General features: G+C 60.2%; 18 protein-coding genes. 8 read left to right on the top strand and 10 right to left on the bottom strand.

Going from position 1 to position 21,785, the window contains the following annotated elements; all coding sequences use genetic code 11:
* Positions 1 to 77 precede the first annotated feature (77 nt).
* Together VB780_RS19195 and VB780_RS19190 are read right to left on the bottom strand one after the other, a co-directional pair.
* Positions 78 to 1,136 carry an NAD(P)-dependent oxidoreductase gene (locus VB780_RS19195; protein ID WP_323352785.1) on the bottom strand — a complete coding sequence of 353 codons (1,059 nt, stop codon included), beginning with the start codon at positions 1,134 to 1,136 and terminating at the stop codon, positions 78 to 80.
* Positions 1,133 to 2,191, bottom strand: coding sequence for a Gfo/Idh/MocA family oxidoreductase (locus VB780_RS19190; protein WP_323352784.1), 1,059 nt, complete (start codon positions 2,189 to 2,191; stop codon positions 1,133 to 1,135). Before VB780_RS19190 ends, VB780_RS19195 begins: the two co-directional genes overlap by 4 nt.
* A 417-nt stretch (positions 2,192 to 2,608) precedes the next feature.
* On the opposite strand from VB780_RS19190, the gene VB780_RS19185 reads away from it, so the two are divergent.
* From VB780_RS19185 to VB780_RS19165, 5 genes are all read left to right on the top strand, one after another.
* A complete protein-coding gene (locus VB780_RS19185; RefSeq protein ID WP_323352783.1) occupies positions 2,609 to 3,760 on the top strand; it encodes a polysaccharide biosynthesis/export family protein in 1,152 nt (383 codons plus the stop codon).
* Positions 3,761 to 3,774: 14 nt separating this feature from the next.
* A complete protein-coding gene (locus VB780_RS19180; protein ID WP_323352782.1) occupies positions 3,775 to 5,955 on the top strand; it encodes a GumC family protein in 2,181 nt (726 codons plus the stop codon).
* A 75-nt stretch (positions 5,956 to 6,030) separates the two neighbouring features.
* On the top strand, positions 6,031 to 6,741 hold the full coding sequence (locus VB780_RS19175) for a pyridoxine 5'-phosphate synthase (protein WP_323352781.1): 711 nt from the start codon (positions 6,031 to 6,033) through the stop codon (positions 6,739 to 6,741).
* A 122-nt stretch (positions 6,742 to 6,863) separates the two neighbouring features.
* Positions 6,864 to 7,196, top strand: a complete 333-nt coding sequence (locus VB780_RS19170; RefSeq protein WP_323352780.1) for an MgPME-cyclase complex family protein — start codon at positions 6,864 to 6,866, stop codon at positions 7,194 to 7,196.
* 151 nt (positions 7,197 to 7,347) lie between these two features.
* Positions 7,348 to 8,091, top strand: coding sequence for a hypothetical protein (locus VB780_RS19165; protein WP_323352779.1), 744 nt, complete (start codon positions 7,348 to 7,350; stop codon positions 8,089 to 8,091).
* A 209-nt stretch (positions 8,092 to 8,300) separates the two neighbouring features.
* Here VB780_RS19165 and VB780_RS19160 read toward each other — a convergent pair whose 3' ends face one another.
* The 3 genes from VB780_RS19160 to folD are packed head-to-tail and all read right to left on the bottom strand — an operon-like array spanning position 8,301 to position 10,639.
* A complete protein-coding gene (locus tag VB780_RS19160; RefSeq protein ID WP_323352778.1) occupies positions 8,301 to 8,756 on the bottom strand; it encodes a divergent PAP2 family protein in 456 nt (151 codons plus the stop codon).
* A 32-nt stretch (positions 8,757 to 8,788) separates the two neighbouring features.
* Entirely contained in the window at positions 8,789 to 9,718 is a 930-nt protein-coding gene (gene crtE, locus VB780_RS19155; RefSeq protein ID WP_323352777.1) for a geranylgeranyl diphosphate synthase CrtE, read from the bottom strand.
* 60 nt (positions 9,719 to 9,778) lie between these two features.
* On the bottom strand, positions 9,779 to 10,639 hold the full coding sequence (gene folD, locus VB780_RS19150) for a bifunctional methylenetetrahydrofolate dehydrogenase/methenyltetrahydrofolate cyclohydrolase FolD (protein ID WP_323352776.1): 861 nt from the start codon (positions 10,637 to 10,639) through the stop codon (positions 9,779 to 9,781).
* Between the two features lie 153 nt (positions 10,640 to 10,792).
* Here folD and VB780_RS19145 point away from each other — a divergent pair, with 153 nt between their 5' ends.
* The 3 genes from VB780_RS19145 to nadB all read left to right on the top strand — a co-directional run bounded on the left by VB780_RS19145 (position 10,793) and on the right by nadB (position 13,615).
* Entirely contained in the window at positions 10,793 to 11,221 is a 429-nt protein-coding gene (locus VB780_RS19145; RefSeq protein ID WP_323352775.1) for a hypothetical protein, read from the top strand.
* 115 nt (positions 11,222 to 11,336) lie between these two features.
* Positions 11,337 to 11,777, top strand: a complete 441-nt coding sequence (psbU, locus tag VB780_RS19140; RefSeq protein ID WP_323352774.1) for a photosystem II complex extrinsic protein PsbU — start codon at positions 11,337 to 11,339, stop codon at positions 11,775 to 11,777.
* Between the two features lie 140 nt (positions 11,778 to 11,917).
* Positions 11,918 to 13,615, top strand: coding sequence for an L-aspartate oxidase (nadB, locus tag VB780_RS19135; RefSeq protein ID WP_323352773.1), 1,698 nt, complete (start codon positions 11,918 to 11,920; stop codon positions 13,613 to 13,615).
* Between the two features lie 56 nt (positions 13,616 to 13,671).
* Here the strand turns inward: nadB and VB780_RS19130 are convergent, their stop codons facing one another.
* From VB780_RS19130 to VB780_RS19110, 5 genes are all read right to left on the bottom strand, one after another.
* Positions 13,672 to 14,199 carry a metal-binding protein gene (locus VB780_RS19130; RefSeq protein ID WP_323352772.1) on the bottom strand — a complete coding sequence of 176 codons (528 nt, stop codon included), beginning with the start codon at positions 14,197 to 14,199 and terminating at the stop codon, positions 13,672 to 13,674.
* A 58-nt stretch (positions 14,200 to 14,257) separates the two neighbouring features.
* Entirely contained in the window at positions 14,258 to 16,333 is a 2,076-nt protein-coding gene (locus VB780_RS19125) for a response regulator (RefSeq protein ID WP_323352771.1), read from the bottom strand.
* Between the two features lie 2 nt (positions 16,334 to 16,335).
* Positions 16,336 to 16,905 (bottom strand): chemotaxis protein CheB, encoded by a 570-nt coding sequence (locus VB780_RS19120; RefSeq protein WP_323352770.1) that lies wholly within the window; start codon positions 16,903 to 16,905, stop codon positions 16,336 to 16,338.
* On the bottom strand, positions 16,905 to 17,720 hold the full coding sequence (locus VB780_RS19115; RefSeq protein WP_323352769.1) for a protein-glutamate O-methyltransferase CheR: 816 nt from the start codon (positions 17,718 to 17,720) through the stop codon (positions 16,905 to 16,907). The genes VB780_RS19120 and VB780_RS19115 overlap by 1 nt, the downstream gene beginning before the upstream one ends.
* A 224-nt stretch (positions 17,721 to 17,944) precedes the next feature.
* A complete protein-coding gene (locus VB780_RS19110) occupies positions 17,945 to 21,613 on the bottom strand; it encodes a response regulator (protein WP_323352768.1) in 3,669 nt (1,222 codons plus the stop codon).
* Positions 21,614 to 21,785: the final 172 nt, after the last annotated feature.

The raw sequence follows: 21,785 nt of genomic DNA, 5'->3' as shown, positions 1-21,785 counted from the left end.
TGCCCAACCTACGGTAGCTACAGTCGCCGGATAAGGCGAGGATCTTCTCTTCTAGAATCTCCTAAAGCTGACCACCGCTAGCCCTGGGCCACAGGCTCTAGGGTGGGGGTGGCGGGAGCCTTGGCCAGGATGTCGCTCAGCAGGTTTTGGTCGCTGACGCTGCGATCGAGGGCCGCCTCTAGGGTGTAGCGGGGGCTCCAGTTGAGCATCTCCTTGGCCTTGGCGTTGGTATAGCGAAAGGGCTTCAGCCGCGCATCCAGGCTGGCGGGAATCAGCAGACCAGGCAGACGGGCCTTGCCCTTGAGCAGTTGCTGGTTCACAAACCAGGCCAGGCTAGAGACGCCGCGCATCATGCCCCAGGGCATGGGGATTACCTGGGGCGGGTTTTCGGTGCGCTTTACCAGGGCTTTGGTGAACTGGCGACGGGTGGGCAAATTGTCGTCTACCACGTTGATCACTTCGTTCGCGGCGGCGGCACTGCTCACCGACAGCACAATGGCCTCGGCGCAGTTTTCGACGTAGGTGACTGGAATCAGAGCCTTGGGGCCAATCAGCAGCCATTTGGAGCCAAAGTCGGCCCCGTGGCAGGCGTTCCACAGCGCCTCACGACCGTAGATCATGCCGGGGCGAATTAGGGTGACAGCGGCACCGTTGGTGTCGCCCCAGTCGCGCATCAGGTCTTCTTGAATTAGCTTGGTTTGGGCATAGGCGTCGCGATACTCGGGCTCAGACTCGATGGGGAAAGCTTCGTCGATTACCCGATTGGCCGAAGGGTTGAAGTAGTCGTACACCGAGAAGGTGCTGGTGGCCACCAGCTTTTTGACGGCAGCAGTGGTCATGGCCCCCAGCAGATTTTCGGTGGTGAGGACTGTGCCGGCGAAGCGATCGTAGAAATCGCCGCCCTTGACCGCTGCCAGGTGAATCACACAGTCAACGTCGCCGAGGGCTTCAGCGATGCCGCGACCCTGGCGCAGATCGAGGCGCACCAGCTCCACCGCAGGATGGTCAGCCCAGGCCAGCTTCGAGGCATCGGTGGCGGGGCGCACCACGGCCTTGACGGCGTAGCCCTGGCGCACTGCCTCGGCCACAACGTACTTGCCTAAAAACCCTGACGCTCCAGTGATAAACAGCTTCATACTCGGTTCTCCTCTGCAAGTAAGGTTTCAATCAGCCGGTTGGTTTTATCCATATCTTCGAAGCTCACCGGCATGGGCTGATTGTGAAGGATGGCGGCGTAGGTCTGGTCGAGCAGGCGGTGCAGCCCTTCGTAGGCGGTGCGCTGCATGACCTTATTGCGGAAGTTTTTAACGCTGGAGCCCATTAGATCCCAGCCATTGACAAAGTGGTTGATCAGCGGCGACAGTTGTTCTCCCCCGGCCCGAGGAATCACGGTGCGCAGGAAGGGTTGAAACAGGTCAGTTTCGGCGTAGCCCCGACTGCCCCTGACAAATAGGGTAAAACACTCGGGCTTGGTGTAGCAGCTAAACCTCAGGCGGGCGTGCTGCTGACCGTTGAGCAAAAGGGCGTCGAGGTCGTCGTACTTAAATAAATCGCCACCGCCGTGGTTGCTCCAGGCCGCGGCGACCCGGTCTACCTCGGGCATAAACCGCAGCAGCAGATAGGCCATGTGAGTAATCACGTCGTGCACGACCCCGGCGGGCAGCTTGTGTACGGGATTGGGCAGGTTGCGATCGGCAAAGCGCCCACCCGCTTCGCGGTAGCCTAGGGCGACGCGCACCTCAACCTCTTGCACCTCGCCCAGGGTGCCGTCTTTGACCATGGCTTCGATTTTGAGAATGGCCTCGTTAAACCGGTAGTTATGGTTTTCAATCAGGTGCAGGTTTTTCTCCTGGGCCAGCTGCCAGAGGGTTTTGAAATCCTCGTAGGTGGGCGTAATCGGCTTTTCGCAGATGACGTGGGCCTGGGCGTTGAGACAGTCGGTGACCAGCTTTTGGTGAGTGTTGGGCGGGGTGAGAATGTGCACTACGTCGGGCTTGGTCTCGGCCAGCATGGCCTGGTAGTCGGTGAAGGCTTGACCAGCATGAAAGGTCTCCGCGGCGTACTTAGCGGCGGCGGCAGACAAGTCACACACTCCAACCAATTCGCTGTGGTCAGAACTATCTAGAAAGCTTAAATGTTGTTTAGAAATAACGCCGGTGCCAATCACTGCGGCCTTTAAAGATTTACCCATTGAACCTACCTGTAGCAAACCAGCCAAAACTAACCATAGCCATCCGTCTAAAAGGAAAAATTGAGCTATTCAGGGCCAAGTGTACCCATCCCTAACCGCTGTACAGACTATATGGCTGAACTCAGCGGGGTTGAGAAGATCTAGGTATATTGCGGAAAGTTTAGATCTCGGACCGGACCGTGAAGCTTCTACAAACTACTAAAACTAAAACTTAAGCTTTGTCGCTGTACCCCTGGGGGGATATTGACGGCGATCGCCCTCCCCGCTAGCAACCCCAAGCCCAACAGGTCAGCGGCAACTGGCTTAAAATGAGCGCCCCTCGCCTGGCCAGACTGCGCTAAACCCTGTCCCACAGCCGGGAAAATGGGGCAGTATTGGGTATTCGCACAGGGCGATCGCGTCCCCACGGTTATAGCTATGGTTTTTTGTGGTTCAACCCGAGGCTGGGGCGCTAGGGCGCTGGGATGCTGGGGCAGCCTGGCGGGCCTTTGGTTGGCGATCGCGATCGCCCCAGCTCTGGCCCAAACCCCGCCAGCAGACTTTCCCCGCAGCAGCCCTGACCCCAGTCTGAGGCTAGACTCTGAAATTCCCAACGCTCCCACTCCCAACACCGTCTTCGACGACTACCGGCTGGGGCCTGGAGACGGCATTTTTGTCGGAGTACAGCGGTTTCCCGACCTGAGCTTCCCCGCCACCCTAGACATACAGGGCAACGTGGTGATGCCCCTGGCGGGTACCCTCAACCTCACCGGGCTCACCCTGGAGGAGACCCGCGAAACAATTTTTAACCTCTATAACGAGTACGTGGTCAATCCCGATGTGTCGGTGATTCTCACCACCCAGCGCCCGGTGGAGGTAACCGTGGTGGGTGAAGTGCCTCGCCCAGGGCTCTACCCCCTACAGGCTCCCCAGCTGTCGGTGGCGCTGCTGACGGCTGGGGGCTCCACCACCCTGGCCGATCTGCGCCTGGTGCAGGTCGATCGCCCCCTGGAAAACGGCGAAATCATGTCGCGCACAATCGATCTGTTTACACCGCTCCTCCAGGGCGAACCCATTCCCCAGGTGAGACTGCAAGACGGCGATGTGATCACCGTGCCCCGCCTGACGCCAGAGGCGGTGGAGAGCTACGATCGCGCCCTGGTGGCCACCTCAACCCTGGCTCGGCCTGAGATCACCATCCGGGTGCTCAACCGGGCGGCGGGGGCGCGGGGCGGCGAGGCTCGATTTGGGTCTATTAACCTGCGCAACGGCAGTCGCTTCTTAGATGCTCTAGCGGTGGCGGGGGTCAACCCCGATGTGGCGGCCTACAACCGCATTGCCGTCCTGCGGTTTAACCCCGAAACCGGATCTGCCGATACGATTACGGTAGACGCGACAGCGGCGGTCAACGGCGACCTCACCCAAAACATTCCCCTCCAGGAGAACGACATTCTGGTGGTTGACCGCAACCTGCTGGCACGGGTCAGCTATGCTCTCAATACCTTTACTCAGCCCTTTCGCGATGTGCTGGGCTTCTTGCTCTTTTTCGACTCGTTGACGGATTCGGCAGACTCGTTATTTAGGCCCTAGCCCCCAGAGCAGCGATGGTTTCTCCGTTTATTAAACGCTATCTGCTGGCCCTAGACCGCTACAAGTGGCCTAGCCTGGCCACCCTGCTGGGCATTTTGGGGATTTCGGCAGTGGTGGCCGTACAGCCACCGCCGCCGCCGCTGTACCGCGCCGAGGGAGTCTTGGTGCAGAATGCGCCCGTGGTGGCCCTGACCGCCACCGGCACTGAGGTGCAGCAGCGGGGCCAGGGCATTATTTCGGAGGAATTTTTGCTGGCCGACGTGCTGCTTCAGCAGGTCTCCCAGGAGCTAGATCGGCGGGGGATTTCGATGGATCCGGAAACCCTGCGCTCCCGCACCACGGTTCAGCTAGAGGGGGAAGAAAACGTGGTGCAGCGGGTTACCGTCGTCTTTCGCGGAGCCGACGGAGAGCAGGCTCAGCTTGCCCTCAGCCTGATGTTTGAGGCCATGGTGGAACTCAGCCGTGTAACCAACGGGGCTCGTACTCGGGCCATTGTGACCGCCCTAGATGAACGCCTGCCCGCTGTAGAGGCCGATCTAAGGGCTGCCGAGCAGGCGTTGGAAGCCTACGATCGCACCGAAGGCCCAGCTATTCAAGCCGCCCTCGACGGCAGCCTGCTGGGGGCGATCTCGGGCGGGCAGCAGCAGCAGCGCCAGAACCAGCTGTCCCTGGCGGGGCTCGACTCCCAGATCCAAAGTCTGCAACAGCAGCTAGGGCTGACGCCGGGGCAGGCGTTTACCGCCTCGGCCCTGAGTGCCGACCCGATTATTGCCCAGCTGCGATCGCAGATTCTAGAGAGCGAGACCCAGCTCAAGCTGCTGTCGGCCAATCTGCGCGAGTCACACCCCACCATTCAAGACCTGCGCCAAAATCTAGCCGCCTACAACGCCCTGCTGGCCGAGCGCGCCCAGGAGGTGATCGGCGGCCAAGACCTGGCTGCCCTGCCCAGCGTCAGCGAAGTGCGCCAAAACAGCACCCTCGACCCGGCCAGGGCCGCCCTGGCCAACCAGCTAGTCACCCTCAGCGCCCAGCGGGCCGCCCTGGCCAGCCAGCAGCAGGTGCTCAGCCAGAGCGACGGCCAACTGCGGCAGCAGTACTCCAGCCTGCCCAACAAGCAGCTAGAGCGCAACCGCCTAGCCCAGCAGGTGGCCCTCAACCAGGCTCTCTACGACCAGATCCAGGCCAAACGCATTGACGCCGAAGCCGCCGAGGCCGAGACCGCCAGCAGCCTTACCGTAGCCCAACCGCCCATCACCACACTGCAAGCTGACCCACCCACCAGCCCGATCGCGGTGATGGCCGTGGGCGGACTGCTGGGAATCGTCGCTGCCGGGGCTGTGGTCTTTCTGCTCGATCTGCTCGACAGCACCGCCCGCACGGCTGAAGACCTCCAGGGGATTCTCACCGATCAGGATGTGCCGGTGCTGGGGCTGGTACCCGCCCTGGCCGCCACCTCCTCCCAGGGCTGGCCGATTCTCTACCAGCCCCAAACTCCTGACCTCGAAATCTACGAGCGCCTGCGCAGCAGCCTGCGCCGGGCGGGCAGCCTATCCGAAGCCAGCGCCCCCCCGAGGGTGGTGCTGGTAGTCAGCAGCCGGTCGGGGGAGGGGAAAACCACCAGCACCTTTAACCTGGGCATTGCCGCCGCCCGCGCCGGTCGCCGTACCCTGATTGTCGAAGCCGATCTGCGCCAGCCCTCCTGCGGCCACCGGCTTGGGGTCAAGCTCGATCCAGCCGCCATCTCTGAACCGCTGCACTATTACGCTGGACGGCAGCAGTCGCCGATTCAGCTCGCCCCCTGGGTCGAAAATCTCTACCTCGCCCCCAGCCCCGGCCCCCAGCCCCACCCGGCGGCGATTCTGGAGTCGAGCGAGCTGGGACAATTTTTAACCGATGCCCGCGCCCGCTTTGACTTGGTGCTGATCGACGCGCCGCCTTTGGGCAACAGCAACGACGCCTTGCTCCTTGGGGCCGCCAGCGATGGGCTGCTGCTGGTGACCCGCCCCGGCTACACCGACAAAGCGGTGCTAGAGGCCCTGCTAGAACAACTTTTAGAAAATGAAGACCTGCCGCTGCTGGGGGCGATCGTCAACGCCACCGATCGCACTACCGTCTCGTCTCCCACCATCTCCCCAGCCGATAGTGCCTCCATTACCCCCGACCCGCAGCCCCTGATTCGCTCGATTGACTTTTAGCGGCGACTTTTAGTGGGTAAGCCCATAGGGTAGGATCATAGGCTGTAGCCGATTGGAATCTTGAGGAGCGATCGCTTGCCTACCCTGGGAGTCAACATCGACCACATTGCCACGATTCGTCAGGCCCGCCGCACCGTCGAACCCGACCCCGTGGCCGCAGCGGTGCTGGCCGAGCTAGCCGGTGCCGACGGCATCACCGTGCACCTGCGCGAAGACCGTCGCCACATGCAAGACCGTGACGTGCATCTACTGCGGCAGACCGTCCGCACCCACCTGAACTTGGAGATGGCCGCCACCGACGAAATGGTGGCGATCGCCCTCGAGGTCAACCCCGACTACGTCACCCTGGTGCCCGAGCGGCGCGAAGAAGTGACCACCGAAGGCGGGCTCGATGTGGCGGGTCAGCGCGATCGCATGAAATCGGTGGTCAGCACCCTCCAGGAAGCGGGCATTCCGGTCAGCCTGTTTATCGACGCCGCCACCGACCAAATTGAAGCCTCGGCCCAGGTGGGTGCCCAGTTCATTGAGCTGCACACCGGCCCCTACGCCGAAGCCAAAGCCGAAGCTGATCTGCACCGCGAACTCGATATTCTCGCCCAGGGAACTGCCCAGGCGATCGCCCTCGGCCTGCGGGTCAACGCTGGCCACGGCCTCACCTACTGGAACACCACCCCCGTCGCCAGCATCCCCGGCATGGAGGAACTCAACATTGGCCACAGCATCGTCAGCCGCGCCGTACTGGTGGGCCTAGAGCGCGCCGTCCGCGAGATGAAAGCGCTGATCTGAGGAAATGCAAAATTGAGAATTCAAAATTTTGAACTTTGCATTCCTCACCCCCACTCCTCCTACCCCCTGTCTGCCTCGTCTTTCTACAACAAAATCTTTCTACAACAAGGGAGCTTTTCGATATGACCACCTACTACTACGCCGTCGCCAGCCAAAAATTTCTGCTCGAAGAAGAACCCCTGGATGAAGTCCTCAAGGAGCGCCGCCGCTACTATCAGGAGCAAGAGCAGGAGGTGAATTTTTGGCTGGTGAAGTCCCCCGCGTTTCTGGAGGCTCCCGAGCTGGCCAGCGTTAAAGCCCGCTGCCCCCAGCCCGCTGTAGCTCTAGTTTCCACCAGCAAGCAGTTCATTACCTGGGTCAAGCTGCGGTTTGACTATGTGGGCACCGGGGAGTTTGAGGCTCCCTCTGCCTCTATTCCCGATCCTCTAGCCTCCCTGGATGCCGTGGTGTCCTAGGGTAAAGCCGGGCGCAATTGCGATAAAAACCTAGAATCTCTGCCCCGCGATCGCCGCTTTAGGCTAGAATCGCTGGCAGATTATGGCGGTAACAAAAGCAATGGTAAAGGGTTTGAAACGGAGCAGCAGAACACGAGGATCGCTGAGTTGGATGACGCTGCCCCGCGCGGGCAGCATTGCCCTGGGGTTATTGCTTGCCCCGCTAGCTGGGGTCTGGACTGCTGCCCAAGCCCAGTTTCCGCCCTGCCCGCCCCCGGCCGCTAACGAGTATCTACTGCTGGTACGTAGCAACACCGAGGCCGAGCGCACGCGGGTACAAAACCTGCTGCCCTCCAATAGCACCGTTCTAGTTTGCGATTACCTCAACGACACCGTCGTGCGGGCTGGGGGCTTTACCAACCTAGAGAATGCCAACGCCTGGGCCCAGTACATGACTGAGGTAGAGGGCTTCCAGGCCTTTGTGGCCCGGCCAGCCACCATCGCCGCCCAGCCGACCCCACCCACCGGAGGCACGACCCCGCCCACCAGTGGCACAACTCCCCCTGCCGACGGCACTTCCCCCAACAATGGTACCCCTGCCCCAGGCACTGCCCCGGCTACGACGCAGACAGCACCAACCACCTACGCCCCTCAGCCGCTGGGGACAGGGTTTGCGGTGCTGGTGGACTATCAGTACCAGCCTGAGTCGGCGATCGCCATTCAGCGCCAGGTGGGCCAGGCCGTAGGCCTAGCGGTACATCGCCAGCGCTCCTACCTACTCATTGCCCACAGCCCCGATGTTGCGGGGGCCGCCTCCACCCTGTCTGTGCTCACCGGCCTCAACATCCCCGGCTTCATCGTCGATAGCCAGGAAGTGGTCATGCTGACCCCAGCGGTGGCCCTCACCGCACCCTAGGATTGCCCCTCAAAACCAGTCATCCGTTGACACCATAGCCGGTAGCTGTGACTCCCCTCAGCTACCGGCTATGGTGTTGCGGCATCATCCAGTAGCGCGTCAGCTCATAGCAAATCAAAATCACACAACCCCAATTTCCAAAAGCCCAAACCGTAGGAGCGAATTGCACTCGCTCCTACGGTTTGGGGCTCACGAAGAAGGATTTAGAATCAGTAGGCTGGTGCGGCCAGGCAAGAGATCATGGCTCCTAGAATCGATCCAGCAATCACCTGAAAGGGCGTATGGCCCAGCAGTTCCTTCAGCCGGTCTTCCCGAATTTCGGGCTTTTCTTGAAACAGCTCGTCGATAATTTGGTTCAGCACCTTGGCCTGTTTACCGGCTGCCTGGCGCACCCCCGCCGCGTCATACATAACAATGACTGAAAACACCGCCGTAGCAGCAAATATCGGGCTCGACCAGCCTAGGGTTTGCCCCATGCCGCAGGCCAGAGCCGTCACCAGAGCCGAGTGGGCGCTGGGCATGCCGCCGGTTTCAACCATCACCCGCAGGTTGAGCTTGCGGTGGCGCACCAGCTCAATAATTGCCTTGAGCCCTTGGGCCGTAAAACAGGCAATCAGAGCTACCACAAGCACATGGTTGTTGAAGATGTCGCTAAAACTATCCATCGGCGCAGGCAAACCCCAGTAGGTACGGGTGACTAGTAGGTACGGGCAACAATATAATCGGCGATCGCCAGCAGCGGTTGGTTTAGCTCCCCAAACTCTGCCAGGCTTTCCTTAGCCGCCTCAATCAGCTGATTGGCCTGGCAGCGCGACTCTTCGAGCCCCCATAGGCTGGGGTAGGTCACCTTTTGGGCGGTGATGTCTTTGCCCACCGACTTACCCAGGGTTTCGGGCGTTGAGGTGATGTCGAGAATGTCATCCACAATCTGAAAGGCCAGACCAATGCGCTGGGCGTACTGCCGCAGGCTTTCAATTGCCTCTTCGTCAGCCCCCGCCAGTATGGCCCCGGAGGTCACCGAGATTTCTAGCAGGGCCGCCGTCTTGTGGTTGTGGATGTAGTTGAGGGTCTCTAGCGTCACGTCGGGGTTGCCTTCGCTGGCCAAATCTACAACTTGGCCGCCCACCAGACCTTCGCCCCCCACGGCCTTGCCCAGTCCGGCAACCACCCGCAGCAACCGCTCGGGAGACGCTCCCCGGGTTTGGGTTGCCACATGCTCAAAGGCGTAGGTCAGCAGGGCGTCGCCCGCCAAAATTGCCACATCGTCGCCGTAGACCTTGTGGTTGGTCAAGCGGCCCCGGCGGTAGTCGTCGTTATCCATCGACGGTAGGTCGTCGTGGATCAGCGACATCGTGTGGATCATCTCCAGGGCACAGGCCGTGGGCATGGCCATCGCTAGACTGCCGCCCGCCAGTTCACAGGTGGCCAGGCAAAGAATGGGGCGCAGGCGCTTACCTCCAGCCAGCAGCGAGTAGCGCATGGATTCGTAGAGGGTTTCGGGATAGCGCAGGGCAAGAGCCTGGTCGAGGGCGGCCTCTACCTGGAGACGACGATCTGCCAGGTAGGCTTCCAAATTAAAGGAGCCAGCAGCAGCGGGTCTAGAATCGAGGGAGTTGGTTGGCACCATAGCGGCAGGCGGGTTGAAACGCGACAAAAAAAGTGAGTTTAAGGCTGGCAATCTCTGGGTTTACAGGCGGTTGCGGTAGCTGGTGACGGTGTTCTCGAGCAGCATGGCCACGGTCATAGGGCCAACGCCCCCCGGCACCGGGGTGATCGCCGCCGCCACCGGCTCCACCGAGGCAAAATTGACATCCCCCACCAGCCGGGCTGAGCCATCGGGCTGCTCGACCCGGTTGATGCCCACATCGATGACTACACTGCCGGGCTTAACGTCCGCAGCGGTAATCATACCGGGACGACCCACCGCCGCCACTAGAATATCAGCTTGCCGCATCACCGCAGACAAATCGGGGGTGCGCGAATGGGCGATCGTTACCGTGGCGTTGGCCTCTAGCAGCATCAGGGCCATGGGCTTACCCACCAGAATACTGCGCCCCACCACCACCGCCGTAGCCCCAGCGGGGTCAATCTGGGCAGCCTCTAGCAGCCGCATGACTCCATAGGGAGTGCAGCTGCGTAGCCCCGGCTCTCCCCGCACCAGCCGCCCCAGATTGATCGGGTGCAGCCCGTCGGCATCCTTGTCGGGATCGATGGTGAGCAGCAGGGCCACCGCGTCAAGGTGATCGGGCAGCGGCAGCTGCACTAAAATACCGTCCACATTGGGGTCGCCATTGAGCTGCTGAATCAGATCGGCCACCTCTTGCTGAGACACCGTGGCGGGCAGATGCTTGCTGTAGGACGCAATCCCCACCCGGCTACAGGCCCGCTCTTTGTTGCGCACGTAGGCGGCGCTGGCCGGGTTGTCGCCCACCATAATCACCGCCAGCCCTGGGGGACGGTGCCCCTGGGCGGTAAAGGCCTGAACAGTGGCGGCCAGATCGGTTTGAATTTGAGTCGCTAGGGCTTTGCCGTCGAGCAGTTGGGTCATGGCCGGGTGCGCTAACCTGTATCTCGGAAACGATCGCGGTTGGAATCCTAGGGCAAACTTTGCTCTAGTTAAGGATTCGATGCTTTCTCAGTGTCTCAGATTTTGATCCTCTGGAAGCCTGCGATCGCCCCTCAGCGCCCCAAAAAGCCTCTAATGAACCCTTTAAAGTATCGGTTTACCTATTACGGAGTGGTTGGGTTAGCCCTGGTAGCCGTCACCAGCTGCGGGGCCAGCGTCGATGCCACGGTGGGCTACTCGCTGCGCGATCGCCTCAGCACCTGGCCCGGCCTCGCCTGGCTTGACCCCATCACCCCCATCGGCGAGGCGGGACAGAGCCAGAGCGATCTGGTGTACCTGGCTGGAACCGTAGGCCGCCATCTGCCCCTGGTGGGCCAGGGATTGTACGAACTGGTGGATGACTCAGGCTCAATCTGGGTGCTCAGCGCCACCCCGCCGCCAACCGTGGGTGAGCCAGTCACCCTGCGGGCGACCATTCGGTACGAGCAAATTTTGCTGCGCGGGCAAGACATTGGCGAGTACTACGCCGAAGAATTAGAGCGTCTGCCCCAGGAATCCCCATAGGGACTACCGAAACGGCCCAACAGCGTTCTTTCTCCGTTGTAGGGGCGTGGAAAATGGTAGTCTCTTAGAAAAGCTGTGTATAGTCATTCACACTGGTAGGAGAGGATTAGGGTAAATGAAACAACTGGTTGGCCTACTCGTTGCGCTGGCAGTGCTGTTGGGTTGGGTGAGTAGCCCCGCTGTGGCACAGCCCATCTCTGGGCCCATCTTTGGGGCAGACATCCTGAGTGCCCCTATTGTAGCCACGGCCTGGCTGGCAGAAGCTCCGCAGAACGCGGTAGATGCCAAGCTCGAGACAGAATACGGGTCCAAATTAGATCTCAACAACGCCAACGTCCAGGGCTTTAGAAAGTTCCCTGGGCTGTACCCCACCCTGGCGCGCAAGATTCTGCTCAATGCTCCCTACGAGAGCGTTGACGACGTGCTCGATCTGCCGGGTCTAAGCGATCCACAGCTTGAGATTCTGCGCAAGAACCTAGACAACTTCACGGTTACTGTGCCCGACTCCGCGTTTGTGGAAGGTGGCGATCGCTTTAACAACGGCGTCTATAAGTAGACAGAGTAGACAGCGGGCCTATCCCTCTGTCTGGCTTCGCCCTTAGCAGCCCTGGTTGGTCAGGTTGGCCCAAGGCCAATGCTGGTTAGCCAGGGTTTTTAGCACCCACTAACTATTTGAATCATTCTTGGGAGTCATCTTTGACCCAGCCTGATTTGTCGTCCCTCGCGCCGCGCCAAGGCCCCTATTTCGATGTGCTGGTAATTGGGGGAGGTGCCGCCGGGCTTTACTCGGCGCTATCGATTCCGCCCCAGTGGCGCATTGGCCTGGTGACCAAAGACACCCTGTCAATTTCCGCTAGCGACTGGGCTCAGGGAGGCATTGCCGCCGCCATTGGCGTAGACGACGCCGTCTCGCTTCACGTGGCCGATACCCTGGTGGCCGGGGCCGGGCTGTGCGATGCCCAAGCGGTAGAGCACCTGGCCAGCAAGGCCGCTCCCTGTATTCAGCGCCTGGTGGATTTGGGGGTGGCCTTCGATCGCACCGAGGGCCAGCTGGCCATGACCCTGGAGGCCGCCCACTCTCGCCGCCGCGTGCTCCACGCCGCCGACACCACCGGGCGGGCGATCGTCTCGATTTTGGCCGAGGCCGTGCTGCAGCGGCCCAACATCACCGTCTTTGAAAGCGCCTTTGCCCTCGATCTGTGGATGGTAGAAGGCCGCTGCAGGGGGGCGCTGGTGGCTCACAATCAGCAGCTTCAGTGGCTGTCGGCCCAGGCCACGGTGCTAGCCACGGGCGGTGGCGGCCAGGTCTATGCCCAAACTACGAACCCCACCGCCAGCACGGGCGATGGCGTAGCCATGGCATGGCGGGCCGGAGCCCAACTGCGCGATTTAGAATTTGTCCAGTTTCATCCCACCTCCCTAGCCGAGCCGGGGGCACCGCCTTTCTTAATCAGCGAAGCGGTGCGGGGAGAGGGGGCGCATTTAGTCGATCGCCAGGGCTACCGCTTTGCCTTCGACTACCATGCCGATGGCGAACTGGCCCCGCGGGATGTGGTCAGCCGCGCCATTTTTCACCATCTGCAAAAGACCGGCGACAGCCGGGTATGGCTCGACATGCGGCCCATTCCCCGCGATCGCTTGCAGTACCGTTTCCCTAACATCTTGCAGGTGTGCCGCACCTGGGGCTGCGACCCCCTCAGCGACCCGGTGCCGGTCTCCCCCGCCGCCCACTACTGGATGGGCGGCATCACGACGGATCTCAGCAGCCAAACTACGATTCCGGGCCTCTATGCCGTGGGCGAAAACGCCAGCACCGGAGTACATGGGGCCAACCGCTTGGCCAGCAACTCTCTGCTGGAATGCCTGGTCTACGGTGCTGAACTGGTCAACCTGCCCCTAATATCGGGTGACAACAGAGATAGACAGGCCCCGACGGTGGAGGTTTCAGTCCTTGATGAAGCTGCCCTACTCTGGCCCCAGAACACCGCCGAAGACGCCCTGGCAACGATTCATCAGCAGCGAGAGCACCTGACCCAGCTAATGTGGGATGCTGCGGCCATCAGCCGCGATCAGGCCCGGCTAGAGGGGGCGATCGCCGCTCTCAGCCAGGGGCGCACCGAGTGGCAGCAGCACCCCTGGCAGGCTCTGCACCGACTGTCGCCCGGCCAGACCTACCCGCTGCCAGACACCTTAGACTGGCCGCTGGTGCGGGCCTGGGGCGAGCTGGGCAACCTCTACGACATCGCCTGGCTGATTCTCAACAGCGCTGCCTTTCGCACCGAGAGCCGGGGCGGTCACTTTCGCCAAGACTATCCCCAGCCCAGCCCCCAGTGGCAGGTACATACGGTGGTGGTGGGCGATCGCTGGGAGAAGTCGTCGCCAGTGGATGGTTAGGTGGGTGGATGAGTGGATGGGTGGATGGGTTATTCTGCCACCTGTATACCGCTTCACTACCGCCGCCGCCGCTTCTTGGCCCGCCGCCGTTTGCCCTTAGAGGCGGAGGATATCCAGTCGGCTACATAGTGACTCAGGGCACCCAGTTCTAGCCCCACCACCAGGGCCAGCCACCAGGGCCAGTAGGTGCTCAAGGCCCAGCCCAACCCGTCGATTAGGTCGCCCCAGGAAAGGGCCGTGCGCTGGGCGCTGTTGAGCAGATCGACCAGCAGCAGCCCGCCGAAGCTCAGCCACAGCGACAGGTAGAGCACCCGCACCGCCGTGCCCAGAATCGGCCCGTGGGACCAGTGCGATCGATGGCGAATGCGGCCTCGGTAGGGAAGCCAGATCCACCGCAGCCAGCCCCAGCGCTTGTACTGCACCGAGTGAATATCGAGATCGGGGCCGAGCATCCAGCCGCCCAGCAAAAACCCTAGACAGACCACCGTGGTCAGCCAGCCGCTGAGGGTGACGCGAAAGGCCGCCAGCACCACCAGAGGTAAGGCCCAGAGGGTAATGCGATCGTGGGTACGGCCTGAAGACATGGCACAGATGTACCAAGCTTTAACCCTTCTGGCAAGGGGCAAGGGCTCAGGCGATCGCCTAGGAGGCCGTTGCCCCAGTCGCCTGAAGAATCGTTTGAATGAGCGCTTCTGCCTCCACCGGCTTGGGCAGATGGTGCTGAAACCCAGAAGCCAGGGCGTGGGCCTGGTCAGAAACGCGGGCGTGGGCGGTAATGGCGATCGCCGGAATCTGAGCCTGGGGTGCAGGCAGCTCTGTTCTAATTTTCTGAATTAGGGTGTAGCCATCCATATCGGGCATGCTGATGTCGCACAGCAGCAGTGCCGGCTGCGTTGTGCTGAGCAGCTGAAAACCTTTCCCCGCCGTGGCCGCCGTCGTGACGATCGCCCCCTGGGACTCTAGCAAAAACGTCAAATAGTCGCGGGTGTCGGCGTCATCGTCAACGATCAAGATGGGCATATTTACCAGGGCGCGGAGGCCGACCTCGGCGGGTTGGGGATCGGGAGGTGCGGCAGGCACGGGGTCAGAGGGGGAGGGCACCAGCGGCAGGGCCACGGTAAAGGTGGTGCCCTGCTCTGCACCGGGGCTTTCGGCCCAGACGTAGCCCTGGTGCTGCTCTACCAGGTAGTAAACGATCGCCAGCCCCAGCCCCAGCCCCCCCTGGGCACGGGTGGTGCTGCTGTCGGCCTGGCGAAACCGATCAAAAATGTGGGGCAAAAAGTCGGCGTCGATGCCCATGCCGGTGTCGCTGATGCGCAGCTGGACATAGCCCGGTTCATAGGCTGCTGGGGAAGATATTGAGGACTTGGGCAGGTCGGGCACCACCGAGAGCTGCAGGTCTACCCGCCCCTGCTGGGGAGTGAATTTAATCGCGTTGGTGAGCAAATTCCAGACCACCTGCTGGAGGCGCAGGGCGTCGCCCACAATCTCTAGGCGGGGGATTTCCTGAAGATTATCCACCAGGGCGATCGCCTTGGCCTCTGCCGCTGGCCTCACCGTCTCTAGGGCCGCCTGGGCGATCGCCGCCAGATCGAGCGGCTGACAGTGGAGCTGGAGCTTGCCCCGCACAATTTGAGAGACATCGAGAATGTCTTCGATCAGCTGCTTTTGGGCAATGGCATTGCGCTCAATGGTGCTGATGGCGTAGTCGGTTTTTTGCGGGTCTAAATTGCGCGATCGCAGCAGGTGTGACCAGCCCAAAATTGAATTGAGCGGCGTTCGCAGCTCGTGGGAGAGCACCGCAATAAACTCGTCTTTCATGCGGTTGGCGGTCTCCGCCTCCTGGCGAGCCGCCTGCTCGCGAATCACTTGAGCGTTGGCCGCCTCGGCCTGCTTGCGCTCGGTAATGTCTTCAACGGTGCCCACATAGCCGAGAAACTGCCTCTGCTCCGACACCAGGCGGGCCGAACGAATCGAAACCCAGCGCGCCACCTCGTCCTCCGCCTGAAACCGAAACTCCTGGGAATATTCCTGTCCTTCGGCCATAAAGGCCGTCCAGGTCGATTGGGCGATCGCGGAGTCGTCGGGGTGCACTGAGATCAGCCAACTTTGCTCAGGGATGGCCTCGGTTGAGCCCCAGCAGATCGCCTGAAAGCGAGGGTTAGTGTAAACACAATGGCCCTCGGTATCGGTGACAAACACCCCCAGGGGAGAGCAGGTGCTAAGCAGACGAAACCGCTCTTCGCTCATTTGCAGCTCAGCGTTAATGGCCTCTAGCTGACTAGTCTGCTGTTGCAAGATTTCTGTTTTTTGGCGCAGAGCCTCGCTCTTTTTAAATAGGTCAATAAAAATAGCTACTTTAGACAGCAAAATATTGGGTGCGATCGGCTTGATTAAATAGTCTACGGCCCCCAGGGCGTAACCCTTAAACATAAACTGTTCGTTGCTGCTAAAGGCGGTGAGAAAAATAATTGGCGTATCCCGCGATCGCTGGCGATGGCGAATCAGCGTGGCCACCTCAAAGCCATCCATTTGAGGCATTTGTACATCCAGCAAAATCACCGCAAAGTCATCCTGAAGCAGACAGCGCAGCGCCTCTGCCCCCGAGGTTGATTTGACCAAGTTGGCCCCCAATTCTCCCAGAATGGCCTCTAGCGCCACCAGGTTTTCGGGTTGATCGTCCACCAGCAAAATATTGACCGGAAATTCGCTTTGCATGACTAGCCTCCCGCCGCGCAGAGGTGCATTAAACGGGGCGCAATCTGCCCCAGAGTGAGAACGGCATCGACGGGAACCGCCGCGATCGCGGCCCTGGGCAACACCGGGCTCTCCGCTGTGTCTGGGTCTTGCACAATCGTCACCCCGCCCCGCGCCTTCAGCGTCGCTAGCCCACATACACCATCCTGGTTGGCTCCGGTCAAAATCACACCGATCACGCGTTCGCTGTAGCTATCAGCCGCCGACTCCAACAGCACATCAATCGACGGGCGGGCGTAGGAAACCGGCTCATCAACAGACAGAGAAAAATACCCGTATTCTACCAGTAAATGATAGTCGGCTGGGGCGAGATAAACATGCCCCGGCTGAATGCGTTCTTTATCTTCAACTTCATGCACTGGAAGAACCGTAAACTGTTGTAAGAAATTGCCTAACCCTTGGTCAGACTCGCGGTGGCGATGCTGCACAATAGCCAGCGCCGCAGAAAAGTTCTGGGGCAGGGCCCCGAGCAGAGTTTTGAGAGCCGACAAGCCGCCCAGAGAAGTGCCAATTACTATCAGTTCGTAGGTCACTAATTGCGCCTCCTGTAAAGCTTTTCAGCTTTTGCTAGATCCTCATAGGCGGTTTCATATTTTGTAAACCGGATGGTTTCTTGCTTGCCCAAACCGAGAATACCAAACTTACACAGGCTGTTATAAAACAGCTCATGCACCTGATTTTGTAGGGTTTGATTGAAGTAAATCAACACATTGCGGCAGATGATCACATTAAACTCGTTGAACGAGCCATCGGTCACTAAATTGTGCTCACCAAAGACTATTCGCTCCCGCAGGGCAGGGCGCAAAATAACGTTGTCGTAGTTGGCCGTGTAATATTCCGAAAAGGTGCGCTGGCCACCGGCCTTTAAATATAGCTGAGTGTAGTCCTGCATTTGCTTGTAGGGATAGATCCCCTGCTGGGCGATTTGCAGCACCCGATCATTGGCGTCGGTGGCGTAGATGCGGCAGCGGGGGTAGAGCCCTTCCTCTTGCAGCAAAATGGCCATCGAGTAGACTTCTTGCCCCGTCGAGCAGCCCGCGTGCCAAATGCGAAAGAAGGGATAGGTGCGCAGCAGCGGCACCACCCGCTGGCGAAAGGCCACATAGAAGCTTGGATCTCGAAACATGGCCGTGGTATTCACCGTCAGCCCTAGCAGCAGCCGTCCGGCACAGGCGCGATCGCTCAGAGCCTGGGCCTGCAACTCGGCGACGGTGGCAATTCCTTCGGTGCGCAGAAAGTTTTGAATGCGGCGCTTGAGGGAGGCCGGGGCGTAGTTGCGAAAATCGTAGCCATACCGGTGGTACAGCCCTTCAATCAGCAAGTGAATATCCAATTCGTCGGGTTTCAAGATCGCCGCCAGCACCCCATAGCCCGTTCAAACCCCTGCTCAAAGCTGCCCGTTAAAAGTATGTCGATATTAGCCTGAGGGTTCCCAAGTTGGCTCACCGCGCTCCCCACGGCAGGAGTTGGCTCCACCCCTAGCCCGGTCTAAAGTCTGCTCTATTCTCCCCCAATTTTTCCCCTAGCCCGTATGCCAAAGGGAGGATCTTAGCTACCGCAGCCATTGATGCGCTACTGATACAGCCACAGGCGCAGCAGCGTCAGCAGCTGCTCGGTATCGACGGGTTTGGTGATGTAGTCAGAGGCACCGGCTTCGATGCACTTTTCGCGATCGCCCTGCATGGCCTTAGCGGTCAGGGCAATGATCGGCAGCGATCGCAACTGCTCCTGTTTGCGAATCAGGCGGGTGGTTTCATAGCCGTCTAGCTCGGGCATCATCACATCCATCAGCACGATGCCGACATCGGGGTTAGCCCGCAGGGTCTCAATGCCTTCGCGGCCGTTCTCGGCGAACACCACCGCCATGTCGTACTGCTCTAGCAGGCTGGTGAGGGCAAAGATATTGCGCACGTCATCGTCGATGATCAGCACCTTTTTGCCCGCCAGGGCCGGGTCGCTGTGCTGCAAGCGCTCCAGCATTTGCTGCTGGCTCGGCGGCAGATTGGCCTGCACCCGGTGCAAGAACAGGGCGGTTTCATCCAGCAGGCGCTCGGGCGATCGCACATCCTTAATAATGATGGTCTCGGCCAGACGGCGCAGCTGGGTTTCCTGCGCTTCGGTCAGGTCTTTGCCGGTATAGACAATAATCGGCAGCCGCACCAGGGCCGGGTCGTGCTTGATCTGCTCTAGCAGGTCAAAGCCATTCATGTCGGGCAGGCCCAGATCGAGCACAATGCAGTCGCAGGGCTGGGCACGGAGGGTCTCCAGAGCCGCCGCCCCCGTATGAACCGCCGTGCTGGTGACATCGCCGCCACCAATCAGTTCAATAATGCTCTGGGCCTGCACCGGGTCGTCTTCAATCACCAGCAGGTAGCGCACCCGACGCTCCACAAACTGCTTGATGTCAATCAGGGTTTGGGTCAAAATTTCGGGGGCCACGGGCTTTTGAATATGGGCGATCGCCCCCATCTGAAATTCCTGCTGCTGCTGGTCGTTGACCGTCAGAATGTGGACGGGAATGTGGCGGGTGGTCGGGTCATGCTTGAGCTGTTCAAGCACGGTCAGACCGTCCATATCGGGCAGGTGCAGATCGAGGGTAATGGCGTTGGGCACAAACCGCTGGGCCAGAGCCAGCCCCGTCTGCCCCTGGAGCGCAATCAGCACCTTAAACCCCTGTCCCCGCGCCATATCCAACAGAATGCGGGCAAAGTTGGGGTCATCCTCAATCACCAGCAGCACTCGATCGGCGGAGTCTTGCCCTCCCGGCAACAGCTGCGCCCGATCGTCTTCTAGGTTGGCCGGCAGGGCGGTCAGCCTGTCCCCAGCGGGTCGGATAGGAACTGGCGATGGTTCAGGGGCTGCGATCGCGACGGATCGCCGCTCGGGCGTGGGCGATCGCGGCCCCTCAGCGGGCTGATTTCTGATCTGAAGCACCTCCCCCTCCGCCGAGGGAGCCGCGTAGCGCTCGGGCAGGTAGAGGGTAAAGCTGCTGCCCTGGTCGGGTTCGCTGTGCAGCTCTAGGCTGCCGCCCAGCAGCTGCGCCAGCTGAAGGCTGATCGACAGCCCTAGCCCAGTGCCGCCGTAGCGACGGCTGGTGGTGCCGTCGGCCTGCTGAAACGCGCCAAAAATACTGTGCTGCTTTTCGAGCGGAATGCCAATGCCGGTATCGGTGACCGCAAAGGCCACCCGACCGTTGGCCACCGCAAATATATCCACCGCGACACGGCCCTGCTCCGTAAATTTAATCGCGTTGGAGATCAGGTTTTTGAGAATTTGCTGGAGCCGCCTGGGATCGGTGGCAAGGGTAGTGGGCAAGCTCTCGTCTAATACAACCTCAAACTGGAGCCCCTTGCTGGCCGCGGTCGGCTGAAACGTGCGCTCTAGCTCAAACTGAATCGCCGTAAAGGCCAGCGATTCGATCGCCACCTCCATGGTGCCCGACTCAATTTTGGCCATGTCGAGAATGTCGTTGATCAGCGAGAGCAGGTCTGCCCCGGCGGAATAGATCGTGCGGCTATAGTCCACCTGCTTTTCGGTCAGGTTGCCCTCGCCGTTGTTGCTGAGCATCTTGGCCAAAATCAGCAGACTGTTCAGGGGCGTCCGCAGCTCGTGGGACATGTTGGCCAAAAACTCTGACTTATAGCGCGACGACTGGGCCAGCTGGCGGGCCTGAGCCTCAAGTTCCTGGCGGGCCAGCTCAATTTCGTGGTTTTTGCGCTCTACCTGCTGCTTCTGGGTTTCCAGCAGCTCGGCCTTCTCTTCTAGCTCCTCGTTGAGCTGCTGCAGCTCTTCGTTCGACTGCTGCAGTTCCTCCTGCTGCTGCTGCATCTCCAGCTCTGACTCCTGCAGCGATTGGGTGCGCTCTTCGAGCAGTTGATTGCTCTGCAACAGCTCTTCCTGCTGCTGGCGCAGTTCTTCGGTCAGCACCTGGGACTGCTCCAGCAGGGTTTGGGTTCGCATATAGGCGGCGATCGCATTGATCATCACCCCTGCCACCGCACTAGCCTCATCTAAAAACGCCAGCTGGAGGTCGGCAAAGCGATGAAAAGACGCCAGCTCCAGCACACCCTTCACCGCGTTCTCAAACATGATGGGCAGCACCACAATGGTGAGGGGCGGCGCAGAGCCCAGCCCAGAGCGAATCTGAATATAGTCCTCCGGCACCTCAGTCAGCACAATGCGCTGCTTTTCCAAGGCGCACTGGCCCACCAGCCCTTCCCCCAGGTCAAACTCGTTCGACAGGTGCTTGCGCTCCTGGTAGGCATAGCTGCTCAACAGCTTGAGTCGGGGCGGTTCACTGGCCGAGTCCAGCAGGTACAGTACCCCCTGCTGCGCGTCCACCAAAGGTGCAACATAGGTCAACATCAGCTCCGCCAGGGTTTCGAGGCTGCGCTGCCCCTGCAACTGCTGCGACAAATCTGCCAGGTTAGACTTCAGCCAGCGCTGCTCTTCATTGGCGCGAATGGTCTCCCGCAGGTTGCTCACCATCTGGCCAAAGGTGCGGGTCAAAATGCCGGTTTCATCCTGGGAGACGCTGTCCGGCAGGGAGACAGACAAATCGCCGTCGGCCAGCTGTTCGGCGGTCTTAGAAAGCTGGCGCAGGGGGTCAGAAATGTTGCGCGACAGGCCCCAGCCCACCAGCGACAGCACAACAAACGAAAGCGGAATGCCAAAGGCAATAGTATAGAGCGTCTGCTGCGAGGACAGCCGAGCCTGGGCCGCTCGCTCCTCAAGCATCCTCTCCTCTTGCTGAATCAGCTCCGCAATCAGAGCGCGGATCTGATCCATAACTTGCTTGCCGCTATCGTTTAAAACATAGGCTTGTGCCGCTGCAAACCCCCCAGTGTTTTGCAGTTCAATGCCTTCCTCTAACCTAGCCAGCCTGGCCTCAATCAATGTCTGAAGGTTTGCTAAGCGGATTTGGAGAAGTGGGTCATCAGCGGTGAGCTGCGCTAGAACCGCGTACTGGTCGTCAATCTCGGTCAGCGCACTATTGTAGGGTTCTAAATACTGGCTTTGCCCCGTAATGAGATAACCTCGCTGACCAGTTTCGGCGTTGATCAGCTCAGTTTCTAGCTCGTTGAGATAGGCCAAAATCTGGTACGACTGCTTTTCTCGCTCGGCATTGCGGATCAGGCTGGTGGTGGTGCGGTAGGCGATGGCACCCAGCACGGCCAAGAGCGTCAGCCCCAGGGCAAACCCGGCCCCAATGCGAGTGCCAATTTTGAAGCGGTTTACCATAGCGTGCCATTACCCAGCTAATGCGTTGTTTAAAGGAATTGCCGGAGGGCGCTGCGCGCTCTGGGCCAAATCCAGAGCAGTCCCAGGGTTCAACTCACCATTCACACTGTAATCTTTGCACCCCTTACCCTGGCATTCACCCTCTAGAGAACAGTTCCCCTAAAGCTGACGA

It is taken from the genome of Leptolyngbya sp. CCNP1308 (assembly GCF_034932455.1).
In the GTDB taxonomy this organism is placed as follows: Bacteria; Cyanobacteriota; Cyanobacteriia; order Phormidesmidales; family Phormidesmidaceae; genus Nodosilinea.
Note: the sequence above shows the minus strand (reverse complement) of the source record. Positions and strands in the feature narration are given on the sequence as shown.

What these genes read in the sequence shown, in the direction of transcription:
- VB780_RS19195 (WP_323352785.1), bottom strand. Translation starts at nt 1,136, where the DNA reads ATGAAGCTGTTTATCACTGGAGCGTCAGGGTTTTTAGGCAAGTACGTT.
- VB780_RS19125 (WP_323352771.1), bottom strand. Translation starts at nt 16,333, where the DNA reads ATGCAAAGCGAATTTCCGGTCAATATTTTGCTGGTGGACGATCAACCC.
- crtE (WP_323352777.1), bottom strand. Translation starts at nt 9,718, where the DNA reads ATGGTGCCAACCAACTCCCTCGATTCTAGACCCGCTGCTGCTGGCTCC.
- VB780_RS19145 (WP_323352775.1), top strand. Translation starts at nt 10,793, where the DNA reads ATGAACCCTTTAAAGTATCGGTTTACCTATTACGGAGTGGTTGGGTTA.
- VB780_RS19190 (WP_323352784.1), bottom strand. Translation starts at nt 2,191, where the DNA reads ATGGGTAAATCTTTAAAGGCCGCAGTGATTGGCACCGGCGTTATTTCT.
- folD (WP_323352776.1), bottom strand. Translation starts at nt 10,639, where the DNA reads ATGACCCAACTGCTCGACGGCAAAGCCCTAGCGACTCAAATTCAAACC.
- VB780_RS19165 (WP_323352779.1), top strand. Translation starts at nt 7,348, where the DNA reads ATGACGCTGCCCCGCGCGGGCAGCATTGCCCTGGGGTTATTGCTTGCC.
- VB780_RS19130 (WP_323352772.1), bottom strand. Translation starts at nt 14,199, where the DNA reads ATGTCTTCAGGCCGTACCCACGATCGCATTACCCTCTGGGCCTTACCT.
- VB780_RS19110 (WP_323352768.1), bottom strand. Translation starts at nt 21,613, where the DNA reads ATGGTAAACCGCTTCAAAATTGGCACTCGCATTGGGGCCGGGTTTGCC.
- VB780_RS19160 (WP_323352778.1), bottom strand. Translation starts at nt 8,756, where the DNA reads ATGGATAGTTTTAGCGACATCTTCAACAACCATGTGCTTGTGGTAGCT.
- VB780_RS19170 (WP_323352780.1), top strand. Translation starts at nt 6,864, where the DNA reads ATGACCACCTACTACTACGCCGTCGCCAGCCAAAAATTTCTGCTCGAA.
- VB780_RS19180 (WP_323352782.1), top strand. Translation starts at nt 3,775, where the DNA reads ATGGTTTCTCCGTTTATTAAACGCTATCTGCTGGCCCTAGACCGCTAC.
- psbU (WP_323352774.1), top strand. Translation starts at nt 11,337, where the DNA reads ATGAAACAACTGGTTGGCCTACTCGTTGCGCTGGCAGTGCTGTTGGGT.
- VB780_RS19185 (WP_323352783.1), top strand. Translation starts at nt 2,609, where the DNA reads ATGGTTTTTTGTGGTTCAACCCGAGGCTGGGGCGCTAGGGCGCTGGGA.